The following is a 14364-nucleotide window of genomic DNA, read 5'->3' on the forward strand; positions in this document are numbered from 1 at the left end:
ACCAGGGCATTGCGGTCGGAGGGGAGTGGGGCGGCGCTGTCCTCATGGCCGTCGAGCATGCTCCCGAGGGCAAAAAGGGCTTCTTCGGTAGCCTGCCGCAGACGGGCGTCGCTCCCGGCCTCATCCTTTCCTCGCTGGCCATGGGAGCGGTGGCCAAGTTGCCCGAGCAGGACATGCTCACCTGGGGTTGGCGGCTTCCCTTCTTAGCCAGTGTTGTCCTTCTTGTAGTGGGATGGTTCATCCGGGTGAGGGTCTCCGAATCTCCTGACTTCGAGCACATGAAAAAGAAGGGCGACAAGGTCGAGGTCCCCGCGATGGTCGTGCTGCGCGAGTATCCGAAGGAAGTCCTGGTCGTGGTGGGCGCTCGTCTGGCAGAAGTGACTTGGTTCTACACAGTCGTGACCTTCGCACTCGCCTATGCGACGGGCACGCTGGGCATGCCGCGCACGACAATGCTGGACGCGATCGTCTGGGGGGCGGCCGTTGCGCTATTCACCATGCCGTTGTTCGGTCTGCTCGGAGATCGAATCGGATTCAAGTGGGTGTTCATGGCAGGCTCGGCAGGGATTCTGCTGTTCGCTTCGTCGTTCTTTTCTATGCTTCAGACATTGAATCCCACGACCATCGCGATCGCGGTCGCAATTGCGATCGGATTAGTGTACTCGTCTCTGTACGGTCCTGAGGGGGGCCTGTTCTCGGCGCAGTTCCCTCCGGAAGTGCGGTACAGCGGGATCTCCATCGCGGTGCAGGTCTCCGGCGCCATTGGCGGTGGTCTGGCACCCATCGTCGCGACGTCCCTGCTCGCGTATGGCGGAGGCGATCCGCGCTACATCGTTTGGTACCTGAGCGCGCTGGGCGCAATCGCAATGGTGAGCACCCTGTTCATGCATGGTCCCGCGCGCTTCGCGGTGCCAGCAGGAGCGCCGCAAGGAGCTGGGCGATGAAGTCTCACATCGATTACTACTTCTGGCTCAACTCCGACTGGGCGTACCTCGGCGCGGATCGTCTGGAGGAACTCGCTGCAAGGCAGAACGTTCAGATCAACTACAAGCCTGTTGATCTGCCGAACGTGTATTCGAGGACTGGCGGCATTCTGCTAGGACAGCGCGCGCCGGAGCGGCAGGCCTATCGTGTGACGGAGCTGAAACGGTGGTGCCGCAAGCTGGGCATCGCGATCAATGCGCAGCCTGCGTTCATGTGTCCGAATGCCGATCTGGCGTCCCGCATTGTCATCGCCGCCGAGCGGCAGGGTGAGAACGTCCACGCACTGTACAAAGCGATCTTGCGTGCCGAATGGTGCGAGGAGCGAGACATATCCTCGGAGATCACGCTTTCCGACATCCTGAGTGAGCAGAGGCTCGACAGTAAAGAGCTTCTTCAGCAAGCGCGCGATTCGGCAATAGGTGCGCTGTACGCCAGCTACACCGATGAGGCAGTGCGCGCTGGCGTATTTGGATCCCCGTCCTATGTCTACGACGGTGAGCTGTTCTGGGGACAGGACCGCCTCGACATGCTGGAAGAGACCATTGCGGCAAAAAACAAGCGGGCGTGAGCTGCTCTCTACGGTGTCAACCAACTGCCTGTAGCGGGCGTGGGCCATGCATCAATGTATTCATGACAATAATTTGATTGTATTGCGCGTTGGTCCTACGATGCCATATCGCCACCCACCTTGCCAGGAGCAGACGACACCATGCACATCGCCATCCTCACCTTTGAAGGCTTCAACGAACTCGATTCACTTATCGCACTCGGTATCCTCAACCGCGTCAAGAAGCCGGACTGGCGCGTCTCGATCGCCAGCCCAACTGCGAGGGTCCGTTCGATGAACGGCGTGGTGCTCGAAGCGCAGGCATCCCTTCGGGACGCCGCTGAGGCCGATGCGGTGATCGTCGGAAGTGGCATGCAGACAAGGGAGGTCGTCGCCGACGCGGCTTTGATGGCGCAATTGAAGCTCGACCCATCACGGCAACTGCTGGGCGCGCAGTGCTCCGGCACACTCGTGTTGGCCAAACTGGGGCTACTCAATGGTGTCCCGGCGTGTACGGATCTGATCACGAAACCCTGGGTCGAGGAAGCAGGCATCGCCGTACTGAACCAGCCTTTCGTTGCCAGAGGCAACGTCGCCACTGCGGGCGGTTGCCTGGCGTCGCAATATCTTGCTGCCTGGGTGATTGCCCGGCTGGAGGGCATCGATGCGGCCCGGAGCGCGATGCACTACGTCGCACCTGTGGGTGAAAAAGAAGACTATGTTTCGCGTGCGATGCAGAACATTACGCCCTTCCTGGAAGAGGCGTTCGACGCCGCGTGAGATTGGTTACAAGTATTCGGAGCCCCAATGTACATCCCAAGCCACTTTGAGGAATCGCAACCAGAGGCCTTGCACGGCTTTATCGTCGAACATCCGTTGGGAGTACTCGTCACCCACGACAGGGATGGGTTGGACGCCAACCACCTGCCATTCGAACTGGACGCCAATGTTGGGAAACATGGGATTTTGCGAGCGCATGTGGCACGCAGCAACCCGGTCTGGCAGTCGATTGGCAACGGGGCTGAAGTGCTCGTGGTGTTTCGCGCGGAAGAGGCTTACATCTCACCAAACTGGTACCCCAGCAAGCATGAGACACACAGGCAAGTGCCGACATGGAACTACAGGGTCGTACACGCTCATGGGCGTATCACCCTACGCGACGAAGAAAAGTACGTTCGTGGTGTCGTCGCCCGACTGACACGTAGGCACGAGGGGGGTCAACCGGCACCTTGGAAGATGGGCGATGCGCCGCAGGACTACATCGATACGATGTTGAAAGCCATCGTGGGCATTGAAATCGAGATCGCCCGTCTGGTCGGTAAATTCAAATTGAGCCAGAACCGCGAAGTGCGTGACCGAGTCGGTGCCGGTGTGGCCTTGATTGGGCAGGGAGACATCGCGTTGGGACGAGCGATGCTGGACGCCAAGCCATCACCAACATGACCGCCCGGAGTGCGGCCTTGCCTCTGTGACATTAGGCGTCCGCTTTGGGCGGCAATAGCGGACATTCGACTTACGCAAAAAAGCGGTAACAAGCTCGGTTAGCAACCCGGTTCGCCGTCATTCTTGAGTACCGAGCACCTTTTCCGCCAGCGAACGAGAAACACAACTTTAAACGTAGCCGAACACGGCAGTAATCAGGCACGGTCGAGAAAGTAGTTGCACCTAGCCGATCATTGTTTGCGTTCAAACTCCATGATCACATTCCCGCAATGCTCAGGAGCTATGAGCAATGTACCTCGCGAACTGGTCGTCGAAGGGATGCCTGCCTTTGTCCACATTTCACCCAGTTCATCGAAGCGAGGTGTGGATACGGTGATCGCGATGCCATGAGGTGCTTTGTCCCCTTTCCAGTCTGGCATTGGGATGGAGCCGAACATTTCCTCTACCCGTTTGGGCGAAGCGATACGGATAGCTCCGCAGCCGCTATCGGCCTCAACATAGTCAGCGCTTTTTTTAACCCGGTCATCGCCATAGAACGCAACGTAACGCGGAGCCAATTCCATTGGCCGATCAGCAACATAGTTCACAGCGGTGATGGCCTCCACTCCATTGGGATGGTTCTGCCAGGCAGGAACCCAGATCAGCTCGGGTCGATGCTGATGGCAGATAAAATTCGAAACGTCCCTCTCTTCCTCGTTGAGGAAGAGCCCCAGGGACACGATCGCTACATCTGGCGTTCCATCAGGCTTCTTCATGTCCCGGCGAAAGTCGATCTGGCCCTGGCTGACCAAGCCCCTATTTACCAAAGCCTGATGGTCGGCTTTGCAATCCTTGCTGTGCAAGGCCACCAGGCCTAGGCCTTCCACGCGATCCAGAAACTTTCCAACGTTTCGCCCGTAGCAGAAGCCACCGACCGAATTCGTGCCGAACTTGGACGCGTCGTTGACCGAGATCAACTCAATGAAGTTCTCTTTGAACATCAGCAGTGACATCGTGGTGCCCCACGGATGAAACCCCACTGGATTCGGCTCGAAGCCGAGTTTCTTGAATTGCTCTCGCGCCTTGTCAAGGTCGCGGATAGTTACTACGGGGTGATCGATTCCGTATTGCACATTTGGCATGTTTAGCTCTCCTGGGCTTGAGTGGAAGTTGATTTGAATTCTTTGTCGATGGCGCTCAACCGATCGGGAGCCCGGCCAACAACCCTGGCGGGAACTCCCGCAACAACAGCACCCGCTGGTACGGTTTTCAGAACGACGCTAGCTGCAGCCACGATGGCTCCCTCGCCAATTTCGATATTCCCCAAGATAGTCGCGCCTGCGCAAATCGTGGCGTCACGTCTGACCTTTGGATGGCGGTCGCCAGCCTCTGTGAGCGTGCTGCCGAGGGTCACTCCATGCCACATGTTCACGCCGTCCTCAATGACGGAGGTCGATCCAATGACTATGCCCATGCCATGATCAAAGAACACAGCTTTTCCAATCTTGGCGGCAGGATGTATATCCATGGCAAATTTGAGTGCGCCCCAGTTTTGCAGCATTGAGGCCAGCTGCCGCTCCCCTGAGTTCCAGAGCGCGTGGGTAATCCGATAAAACTGTAAGCCCTGAAATCCCCGGAAACTCATGAAACCTGTCAGCAGGTCAGGGCACGCCGGGTTGACGGAGTCGAGTTTTTGGAGATCGGCTGCCGCACTCTGGGCGATTTCAGGGTGAGCCTCCACGAGCTCGCAAAAAATGGACTTTACGTCTGAGTCTTGCGGGATCGAGTTGCGCATTGCATCTGCCAGCACGTTTGCAAGTGCGTCTGCGAACGATGCACGGCGCAAGACTGCGTTATTCAAGGAAGCGCTAAGCGCCGGCGCAGTATTTTGCAATTTCTCAGCCTGCAGCCGCAGTGTCCCCCAAAGCTGAAAATCAAGCTTCAACTCTTTTGGAGCTTCCAACATATTCATTCCTTATTTCTCGGCGGAAAATCCGCGCCGTCGAAGTGAGCCAATTGAGATTTCGTTTTCAGCATCAGTGTTTGAGAACGCGAGAGAGAAACAATCGGGTACGCTCCTCGCGGGGATTGTCGAATATCTCTTGGGGCGTTCCCTGCTCGTGAACTGTGCCTTGGTCGATGAAAACGACCCGGTTCGCGACCTCCTTGGCGAACCCCATTTCGTGCGTCACGATCATCATCGTCATTCCCTCCGCTGCCAGCTCTCGCATAACGTCTAGGACTTCTCCTACCATCTCAGGATCAAGCGCTGACGTCGGTTCGTCGAAAAGCATCACATGCGGCTCCATTGCCAATGCCCTAGCGATCGCGACGCGTTGTTGTTGACCGCCTGAAAGCTGTGCGGGGTACTTGTGGGCATGGTCCTGAAGACCCACCCGCTTTAAGAGTCGAAGACCCACGGCTTCCGCATCAGCCTTGTTCTTGCCGCGCACTCTCATGGGCGCAAGGGCAACGTTTTCCAGGACGGACTTATGCGGAAAAAGGTTGAATTGCTGGAAAACCATACCCACACCACGTCGAACGCCCATGAGCTTATGGTCTTCACCGACTTCTCGATCGGCTTCACAAGGCAGCTCACACCCGTCAACGATGATTCGGCCTTCCTGAAATGCTTCGAGTCCATTCACGCAGCGAATCAGGGTGGACTTGCCGGAACCACTGGCTCCGATGATGACTAGCACCTCTCCTTTGGTCACGCTCAAGTCGACGCTTCGGAGGACCTGAACGGGGCCGAATGATTTGTTGACGCCTTTGATTTCGACAATGGTGTTCACGATGATTATTCCGGGGTTAGTTGCAGAAGTTCAGCCGCGACCAGAGGCCATACGCGCTTCAAGCCGACGGGCGCCATAGGTGATCAGGGACGCCATGGCCAGATACACCGCAAACATGAATACATAAACCTCGTAAGTTCTGTTGCCCGATTGCGGATTGACCAGAACCATCTGACCGGCACGAAGGAAATCAGTCATGCCGATAATGAAGAGGAGCGGAACGGTGTTGAAAATATCCAAAACATTGCCAACAAGTGCGGGCATCACAACCCGAATAGCCTGCGGCAGCACGATGTCCCGGTTGACTTGGCCTGGAGCCATCCCCAGTGACTGCGCGGCCTCGACCTGCCCGCGAGGAACACTTTGCAAACCGCTTCGGACATATTCGGCCACATATGCTGCGAAGAAAAGCGTGAAGCCGAGCAGGCCACGGCCCAGATCCGGCCCCGCATTGGAGGGCATGAGAAGTGGCATGACGATCCAGATGCAATAGACAACCAGGATCAGAGGCAGTGATCGCATGACCTCGATGTATGCAGAACAGATGATCCGGGCGCTCGGATAGCGACTGCGCCTTCCAAAGGCAAGAGCAACGCCAAGGGGGACGCTCAACACGGATGCCAGCAGCGTAAAAAGCACACTCATCAGCAGCCCGCCCCATCGCTCCATCCCCGCTGGAGCTAGCAAGAGAGTGATGGCCACAATTCCCACGACCCACGCGACAACGGAAAACCTTCTGACCGGTCTCCAGAGTCCGGCCGCGAGCCAACCGACACCCGCCAACGCTACGCATAGTGAGGAAAGGTCGAGTGCGGTGAATTCAAGAACATAGCCGCTTGCGCCGGCAGCACAAGCCAAGGCGATCATCGGCAGAGTAATTTTTCTCAAAGGTCCTGCAACTCCTCCCATGGCCATCCCGCTGAGTAACGAGAGAATGGCCGCACAGGCCCAAGGCCTCCACATCATGTCGCGAGGATAGGTTCCGACCATAAAGACGCGGATGTTCTCGGCGACAACCTCCCAATGGGCAGTGAAAATCGCCCACGAGATGAGCGAACTCATCATCCAAAGACACCAGGAGATGCAGACAACGGAGAGGGTGGAATCGGCTGCTGTGGCAAATAGATTTCGCCGCACCCAGCGCAAAGCGGGCGAGTTTGATTTCATCGTGAACCTCCTGCTTTGAGGACTCGACTGTTTGCCAAATTCACCACCGCACTAATAATCCAGCTGAGAAAAAGATAAGCAAGCATGACAACGATGACACCTTCAAGGCTTCGACCTGACTGATTGGCGACAGTGCCGTAGACGTTGAACAGGTCAGAAAACCCGATGGCGATCCCCAGTGAGGTCGATTTCGCCAAGCTGATGTATTGGTTGCCGAACGCAGGCAGGACCACTCGAAAGACTTGAGGCACCACGATGTCCACAAACGTGGCTCTGCGCGTCAAACCCAATGCGGCCGATGCCTCCCACTGGCCCTTCGGAAGCGACAGGATGGCTCCGCGAACGATCTCGGCGATGAAGGCCGCGGTGTAGACACTCAAGCCCGCAACCAGCGCACCAAATTCAGGGGTCAGGGAAAGTCCTCCGACGACGTTTACGCCATCAGCTTGGGGCACTTGCAGGGTGAGTGGAAATCCGAGTACAACGGAAATCACCAGACCCAGCGCGGCTCCCGCCAGCTTCAAGGTCCGGCTCCCCTTTCTGGCAACTGCGCCAACGAGGAATACGACGCTCATCAGGAGCGCCCATATCGCAAAGATGGGTGCGCCGTTCGCGCCGACTACGGTGGGTAAATACAGTCCCTGCTGACTCAGAATAATCCCACCGAGCCAAACCGATGCGTCGGCAAGTCCCGGTAGCTTCAGAGCCACGGCGAAATACCAGAATACAAGCTGGATCAGCAGCGGCGTATTGCGCACGAACTCCACCAGACCAAAGCTCAACTGGCGCACGAGCCAGTTGCGCGACACGCGTGCAACGCCGATCAGAACACCAAGCACGGTCGATAAAGCGATGGCGATGATCGAGACTTTCACCGTGTTCAGAAAGCCGACCAGAAGCGCTTGCCCGTTAGTGTCGCTGGACACGAATCGGCGCAACCCCTCTAAGGTTGGAAGCGACCCTTCACTAATGTCGAAGTTAGCCATGCCCCCAAGAAAACCCATGTCGAAGCCAATTCCGTTGCGTGCCAAGCCGGCGCGTATTGCAATTGCCAGGCACGCCAAAATTCCGAGAACTGCGGCGACGATCAGGCCCTGCTTGATCAGGTACATGTGGCGAGCCCATTGGGAATCGGTCATGGTAGGCACGTCGTCGGTTGAGTAAGGTCGGGTAAATATGTCCATGGTCAGCTCATATAGGATGGGCTGCCCAGGCAAGTTGAATGCCCGGGCGGCTATGCCTTAGATCCAGGGTGGCGAGTAGATGGCGCCGCCTTGGCTGTAGGGCGCGTTGAGCGTGCCTTTGCGGTCCATGAAATTGGGCGTTTTAGGACCCAAGTTGCGGTCGTAGATCTCACCAAAATTGCCGACTTGCAAAATCATCTTTGGCACGAAGTCCGCGGCAAGGCCGAAATCAGGGCCGAAGCTGGATCCGACGCCCAGGAACTTCTGCACGAACGGATCGGCACTCTTGAGCGATGCGTCCAAACCTTTGGAAGTGATCTTGTCCTCTTCCGCCTGGAACAGCGCGAACGTGATCCAGCGCAAGGCATTGCGCCAGCGCGAATCATTGGCCACCGTGAAACCCGCGAAAGGTGACTTGTCGAGGGTCTCTGGCAGGATGGTGTAGTCGGCGGGCTTTGGCGCGTTGGCCTTCCATGATGACAGTGCGGACCGGTCCGTGCTCATTCCTGCGCAACGTCCGGACTCCATCGCGGCAAACAGTTTTTCGAGGTTTTCATACGTCAAAACTTTGGTCGATGCGTTCCAGCCTTGCGATTTGGCGTAGCCGGCCAGCGTCTGTTCGGTAGCAGATCCCTGCGTTGTGCAGAGCGTCGCGCCATTCAGTTGCTTGACGCTTTTTATCTTGTCGCCTTTGACCATCACGCCGGTGCCATCGTAGAAATAGATCGGCAGGAAATCGACCGTGATTGCCGACTCACGTGCGGGTTTGACCGTGGTGTGAGCGAACACCACGTCGACCTGGTTCGTCTGAACAGCGCTGAATCGACTTTTGTCGGTCACGACGACAAATTTCACCTTCTTGGCGTCGCCCAAAACGGCGGCCGCCACTGCGCGACACATATCGACGTCCAGGCCCTCCATCTCTCCGGTTTTGGTATTGAGGTATCCGAATCCAGGGGCCGAATTATCGGTTCCGCAGTTCAAAACGCCACGTTGCTTGACTGTGTCAAGAACCGACGCAGCGTGACTTTGAGACGCGGCCACACAGACTGCTGCAGCGGCAATGATTCGACTGAATTTCGCGAATGATTTCATGACGGTTCCTTTATGTGAGATCGCTGAATGGGTCAGCGATGCAGATAGTAGGAACGAACATCTATGTAGGTCTACTGATTGTTTTTTAGGTAATACATTAAAATTTCTAAATGATTGATGTTTTCAAGGATGCCCATTGGACATTGCACGTCTAAGAGCTCTTCGCGAGTTGTCGAGTAGACAGACCATGGCGGCGGTGGCGGAAGCGCTGTTCCTGACCCCCTCGGCGGTCTCGCAGCAAATCGCTCAGCTTGAGGAGGAGGCCGGAGTCAAACTCATCGAACGCCAAGGTCGCGGCGTGCGCCTGACCAAGGCGGGAGAAGTGCTTGTTGAGCACACGGAGCGCATGCTTTTGGTGTTGGACGAAGCGAAGTCAGACCTTGCCCAAATCAAACGTGAGGTTGCTGGTGTAATACGAGTTGCCGCCTTTCCCACGGTTGCCGCTGCCTTGCTGCCACGGGCCATCAATGCGCTGAAACTCAGTTATCCCTATCTGGACGTGGTACTTGAGGAGCTCGAGCCGGCGGAGGGATTGGCCTCTCTAAGCTCTTGGCAAACGGATGTTGCATTCGTGGATGATCTCTCGCTCAAGCTTGGCGGAAAGCAAAAGAACATCGAGCAGGTTTCCGTACTCAACGATGTGCTCTACGTAATGTTGCCGTCTGGCCATCGCCTCGCATCACAGGTGTCCCTATCGGTGAGCGACCTCCGCAACGAGCGCTGGGCACTCGATTCCGCGTCGAGTTTTTATGCGCAATTTGTGGTGAATCTATGTCGCCGGGCCGGTTACGAGCCGCAAGTGAACGCTGCAGGTCGCGGCTTCGAGATAGTTTCAGCGATGGTTGCTGCAGGGTGCTCAGTCACGGTCATTCCCGGCCTGCGCATGGCGCACCGGATTGAAGGGGTCGTGGCTGTCAAACTTCGTCCCGAGATTGGTCGAAAGATATCTGTCGCCTACCGAAAAGGCGAGCGCGGCCATCCCGCGATCAAAGTGTTTGTGGATCAGGTGGTTCGTTCAGCGGCTGAGATCGCAGTCGCTTAGCGCTACTCGCGGACTACTTTGCCTGTCAGCGCGTCCATGATAGGTGTCGGGCGCAGGGCGGCCCCGACCTCAGCGTCCATCGCTGCCGCCAGCTCGACCGGGAAGTAGCGCAAAGCTTCCTGCAAGGTTCGCGCAGGCGGCTCGCCGTGAGGATTCGCGCTTGTCGAGACAAGTGCGCCGTCAAACGCACGGCACAGCGCTGCGGCCGGTGCATGTGCTGTCACTCTCAGCGCAATTCCGCTGTGGCGCCCCATCACCCATTTCGGAACGATGGATGACGCCGGAAAAATCCAGGTCGTCGGTCCGGGCCACGACGATTTTGCTCTTGCCAAAACTGCGGAAGGAACCCTCTTTATGTCAATGAAGGCTTCAACGTGCCGGAACTCGGCACCGACGAGCAGAAAACCCTGGTCGGCGCTTCTTTGTTTTATTTGATGGATGCAAGCAACCGCCTTGGCGTTTTGCGGATCACAGCCCAGTCCAAACACCGCTTCAGTAGGATAGGCGACGACCCCTCCCTCGCGCAAAGCCTGTGCGATGTCATCAGGGTCCGAGCTGGATATTGTGGAAGTCATTGACGTACACCCTTGCTGCGTTGCCTGGAGTCTTTAAAAGCCCGCATAGTCGAAATAAGTTGCAAAAGAAGTTGGTTGGCCGCCGTTGGCAGTTGCCGTCCCAAGCGGGTGACGATATGGGCCTCGACGCCTGCGAGCAGTGGATGATCGATCTGCAGCGCGACCAGGTCGCCAGCATCGACTTCCTGAGTTACTGCGAACTCGGGCAGTAGCCCAATCCCCATACCTGCCATCACGAAGCGTTTGACCACAGTGATCGAGTCCGTCGTCAGCTTCGGCGTCAAGCGTATCCGGTCCATTTGTTCCGCTAGCGCAATGACCTGCCGGGTCCCATAGGAGCCGTGCATTAAGGCCAACGGATATGCCGCAACGTGCTTCAGCAAAGGCTGTCTTTCGAGTTTGGTGAGTGGATGGTCGGGCGGGACGATGGCGCACATGGGCTGGCGCACCGCGGCACGCGAACGTATGGATGGGGTAATTGGGGGGTTGTAGACCAGTCCAATATGTGCCAGATCATCAGTCACTTGGCGTAGCACGTCGTTGGTGCCCGCCAAATTCATTTTGATCGTCAATCCAGGATATTTAACCCAAAAACTCTGTAGCGGCTCCGCCATGAGGTCGCTCACAAACCCTTCACCCAACACCAAATCAATGTGGCCGCGAGCCAAGCCACGAAGCTCTCCGAGTTTGATCACAAGGTCGCTTTGATGAGACTGATGTTGCCGGTAGTAGTCGATGAGCATCTCGCCGGCATCTGTGGGCTTCACGCCACGACCATGACGCTCTATCAAGGTAATCGCGAGCTCTGACTCAAGCTGCGCGATTTGCCTGCTGACCACCGACGGATTCATATCCATCTTATCGGCAGCAGCTCGCACTGAGCCGGAAGTCACTGCTTCAAAAAGGTATCTGACGCGCCGGTCATCAATGGTTTCCATGGTGTTACCTACAAAGTCAAGTCATCTGTCTGTTGACTAAAAAGCAACGAAATTCTACTCCCGTTGCCATTGATGGCGAAAAAGCTTCATGGGATTCTCGCTACTGTCATCGGCTTGCTTTAGGAAAAGGCCGACTTGCAACCACCTTCAATTAACTTACACGGAGCTCAGGAAATGAAAAATATCGGCGTTATCGGTTTGGGAAACATGGGTCGGGGCATGGCCATATCCCTGAAGCGCGGCGGCTTTCATGTGATCGGCACGGATGCCTCATCCAAAACCCGCGACGCGATGGTTGGCGAAGGCATTGAAGTGCGTACGAGCATTGCCGAAGTGGTCGCCGCTTCGGACATGGTGATCCTGTCCTTGCCCACCGCAGCGATCGTTGCGGAGGTTGTCGAAGGACCTGGTGGTCTCATCGCCAATGCCAAGAAAGGGGTTTTGGTAGTTGACACGTCGACCTCGCACCCCGATACAACCCGCCGCCTCGCCAGACTGCTCGAAGCCGCTGGCATGCAAATGATGGACGCGCCCGTCAGCGGTGGCCCCAAGGGCGCCATCAACGGCACCATGGCCATGGTCATCGGCGCTTCCAACGAGGATCTCGCTCGCGCCATGCCAGTCCTGGAGGCGATGAGCGCAAAGCGCGTACACGTGGGTGGCGTCGGCGCCGGTCATGTGGCCAAGATTGCAAACAACCTCTTTACGGCCTCTCATCTGATAGTTGCTGCAGAAGTCACGCGAATGGCCGCCAAAGCTGGCGTGCCGACCGAGGCTCTTCTGCAAGGTATCAACGCTGGATCCGGCCGCAGCTTCGTCACAGAGCACAGCTTCCCAACCTGGGTCATGAACGGCAAGTTCGACTCGGGCTTCACCATGAAGCTCATGCGCAAAGATGTCCGCCTGAGCCAGGAACTCATAGGCGCACTTGCGCTTGATCTGCCACTCTCTGCCAAAGTTGCCGAGCTCTGGGCCTTGAGCTCCGAGTCCATTGCAGACGATGAAGACTTCAACCGCATTGTCGAACTCGGCACCCGAACTCCGGCTTAAGACCAACCTTTTCAAGGACTCGTCACTATGAACTCGAACTCCACCCAACAACTTCTTGCTGCATTCGCGCCGTTTTTCCCTGAAGGAGTCATTGGCTCCTACGTGAATGGGGAAATACTGGAGGGCGAAGGCGCTCCGGTATCTCTCGTCAATCCTTCGACCGGCGTCGAATTTCTGGCTTACAAGGACGCGGGCGCCAACGTTGCGTCCAAGGCTGCAGTTGCGGCCATCGCAGGACAAAAAGTCTGGGCCGCGCTGAGCCATGCTGAGCGTGGTCGCGTGATGCAGGAAGTCGGACGCCTGCTGCGCGCCAATCTCGAACCCCTGGCTCAGCTCGAATCCCTCTCCGCCGGCAAACCCATTCGTGATTGCCGCGGCGAGGCGCTGCGTGTCGCGGAGATGTTTGAATACTACGGCGGCTGGACCGACAAGCTCTATGGCAACGTCATCCCCGTCCCAAGCGGCCACCTGAACTACACCCGCCGGGAGCCATGCGGTGTTGTTCTGCAGATCACGCCCTGGAACGCTCCTTTGAACACCTGCGGCTGGCAGGTCGCGCCGGCAATTTGCATGGGTAACGCCGTGCTGCTCAAGCCGTCGGAACTCACCCCACTGAGCTCGCTGGTAGTCGCAAAGCTCGCCGAGCAAGCAGGTGTCCCGAAAGGTGTGATCAACGTCCTCGCAGGTTTCGGCCACACAACAGGTCAGGCCGCACTGAATCATCCTGCCATCAAAAAGGTTGTTTTCGTCGGATCTGTGCCGACTGGCGGGAAGATCGCCGCAGCAGCTGCAATCCGCGGTATTCCCTGCCTGTTGGAATTGGGTGGTAAATCCGCGAACATCGTCTTCGAAGACGCTGACCTTGACCGAGCTTGCATTGGTGCCCAGGCAGCCATTTTCGGCAACGCGGGTCAAAGTTGTGTTGCCGGATCGCGACTGCTGATTCAACGCAGCATTTACGATAAATTTGTCCAAATGGTCGCCGACGGCGCAAGCCGACTGCGCGTGGGCGAGCCGACCTCGGCAGACACGGAAGTTGGCCCGATTCAGAATGCGACTCAGTATCGCCATGTGCTGAACATGATCGAGACTGGCGTGAAAGAAGGTGCCGAAATCGTCGGCGGCGCTGCCGGCAACAGCAGTGACGGCTTCTACATTCGTCCGACCGTGCTGAAAAACGTGACCAATCAGATGGCCGTTGCGCGGACCGAGATCTTTGGCCCGGTGGTCGTCGCCATCCCCTTTGATACCGAAGAGGAGGCCATCGCCATCGCCAACGACAGCGACTTCGGCCTGGCCGGTGCGGTCTGGACCAAGGACCTGGGTCGTGCGTTCCGCGTAGCCGCGCAGGTCAAGGCTGGAACTTTCTGGGTCAATATGTACAAGGTAATCAACGTCGCATCGCCATTCGGTGGCTACGACTCAAGTGGCTACGGTCGCTCCAGCGGCGTGGAAGCGCTGCAAGAGTACACGCAGGTCAAGAGCGTCTGGGTGGAAACGTCAGCCAAGCCGGTTCAGCCCTTTGGCTACGCGCCTTCGCTGGACAAGTAATCAGTCGATCCACA

Annotated in this window: 15 protein-coding genes; 7 read left to right on the top strand and 8 right to left on the bottom strand. The window is 57.1% G+C overall.

What is annotated here, in order from left to right:
* From PJE01S_RS04445 to PJE01S_RS04460, 4 genes are all read left to right on the top strand, one after another.
* A partial coding sequence (locus PJE01S_RS04445; protein WP_068831962.1) for an MFS transporter occupies window positions 1-944 on the top strand: 944 nt, incomplete at its 5' end.
* Window positions 941-1552 carry a 2-hydroxychromene-2-carboxylate isomerase gene (locus tag PJE01S_RS04450; protein WP_068831963.1) on the top strand — a complete coding sequence of 204 codons (612 nt, stop codon included), beginning with the start codon at window positions 941-943 and terminating at the stop codon, window positions 1550-1552. The genes PJE01S_RS04445 and PJE01S_RS04450, both read left to right, overlap by 4 nt.
* Window positions 1553-1693: 141 nt before the next feature.
* The gene (locus tag PJE01S_RS04455) at window positions 1694-2311 is read left to right on the top strand and encodes a DJ-1/PfpI family protein (protein ID WP_068831964.1); all 618 of its coding nucleotides are present in this window, start codon (window positions 1694-1696) and stop codon (window positions 2309-2311) included.
* Window positions 2312-2338: 27 nt separating this feature from the next.
* On the top strand, window positions 2339-2974 hold the full coding sequence (locus tag PJE01S_RS04460; RefSeq protein ID WP_068831965.1) for an FMN-binding negative transcriptional regulator: 636 nt from the start codon (window positions 2339-2341) through the stop codon (window positions 2972-2974).
* A gap of 230 nt (window positions 2975-3204) precedes the next feature.
* On the opposite strand, the gene PJE01S_RS04465 is transcribed toward PJE01S_RS04460, so the two are convergent.
* The 6 genes from PJE01S_RS04465 to PJE01S_RS04490 form a co-directional block, all read right to left on the bottom strand.
* Window positions 3205-4095, bottom strand: a complete 891-nt coding sequence (locus PJE01S_RS04465) for a VOC family protein (protein ID WP_068831966.1) — start codon at window positions 4093-4095, stop codon at window positions 3205-3207.
* 2 nt (window positions 4096-4097) lie between these two features.
* Complete coding sequence (gene epsC, locus PJE01S_RS04470; RefSeq protein ID WP_218017496.1) at window positions 4098-4925, bottom strand: serine O-acetyltransferase EpsC; 828 nt, start codon at window positions 4923-4925, stop codon at window positions 4098-4100.
* Between the two features lie 64 nt (window positions 4926-4989).
* A complete protein-coding gene (locus PJE01S_RS04475; protein ID WP_281178561.1) occupies window positions 4990-5751 on the bottom strand; it encodes an amino acid ABC transporter ATP-binding protein in 762 nt (253 codons plus the stop codon).
* 27 nt (window positions 5752-5778) lie between these two features.
* On the bottom strand, window positions 5779-6915 hold the full coding sequence (locus PJE01S_RS04480) for an amino acid ABC transporter permease (RefSeq protein WP_068831969.1): 1137 nt from the start codon (window positions 6913-6915) through the stop codon (window positions 5779-5781).
* A complete protein-coding gene (locus PJE01S_RS04485) occupies window positions 6912-8099 on the bottom strand; it encodes an ABC transporter permease subunit (protein WP_068831970.1) in 1188 nt (395 codons plus the stop codon). Before PJE01S_RS04485 ends, PJE01S_RS04480 begins: the two co-directional genes overlap by 4 nt.
* Window positions 8100-8156: 57 nt before the next feature.
* Entirely contained in the window at window positions 8157-9194 is a 1038-nt protein-coding gene (locus PJE01S_RS04490; RefSeq protein ID WP_068831971.1) for a transporter substrate-binding domain-containing protein, read from the bottom strand.
* 136 nt (window positions 9195-9330) lie between these two features.
* On the opposite strand from PJE01S_RS04490, the gene PJE01S_RS04495 reads away from it, so the two are divergent.
* Window positions 9331-10236, top strand: coding sequence for a LysR family transcriptional regulator (locus PJE01S_RS04495; protein WP_068831972.1), 906 nt, complete (start codon window positions 9331-9333; stop codon window positions 10234-10236).
* Between the two features lie 2 nt (window positions 10237-10238).
* On the opposite strand, the gene tsaC is transcribed toward PJE01S_RS04495, so the two are convergent.
* Window positions 10239-10811 carry an L-threonylcarbamoyladenylate synthase type 1 TsaC gene (tsaC, locus tag PJE01S_RS04500; RefSeq protein WP_068831973.1) on the bottom strand — a complete coding sequence of 191 codons (573 nt, stop codon included), beginning with the start codon at window positions 10809-10811 and terminating at the stop codon, window positions 10239-10241.
* Window positions 10808-11749, bottom strand: coding sequence for a LysR family transcriptional regulator (locus PJE01S_RS04505; protein WP_068831974.1), 942 nt, complete (start codon window positions 11747-11749; stop codon window positions 10808-10810). The genes tsaC and PJE01S_RS04505 overlap by 4 nt, the downstream gene beginning before the upstream one ends.
* A 174-nt stretch (window positions 11750-11923) precedes the next feature.
* Between PJE01S_RS04505 and PJE01S_RS04510 the strand changes: the two genes are divergently transcribed.
* The gene (locus PJE01S_RS04510) at window positions 11924-12799 is read left to right on the top strand and encodes an NAD(P)-dependent oxidoreductase (protein ID WP_068831975.1); all 876 of its coding nucleotides are present in this window, start codon (window positions 11924-11926) and stop codon (window positions 12797-12799) included.
* 27 nt (window positions 12800-12826) lie between these two features.
* A complete protein-coding gene (locus PJE01S_RS04515) occupies window positions 12827-14350 on the top strand; it encodes an aldehyde dehydrogenase family protein (RefSeq protein ID WP_068831976.1) in 1524 nt (507 codons plus the stop codon).
* The last annotated feature ends 14 nt before the right edge of the window (window positions 14351-14364 follow it).

This window comes from Polaromonas jejuensis NBRC 106434 (genome assembly GCF_001598235.1).
GTDB lineage: Bacteria > Pseudomonadota > Gammaproteobacteria > Burkholderiales > Burkholderiaceae_C > Polaromonas > Polaromonas jejuensis.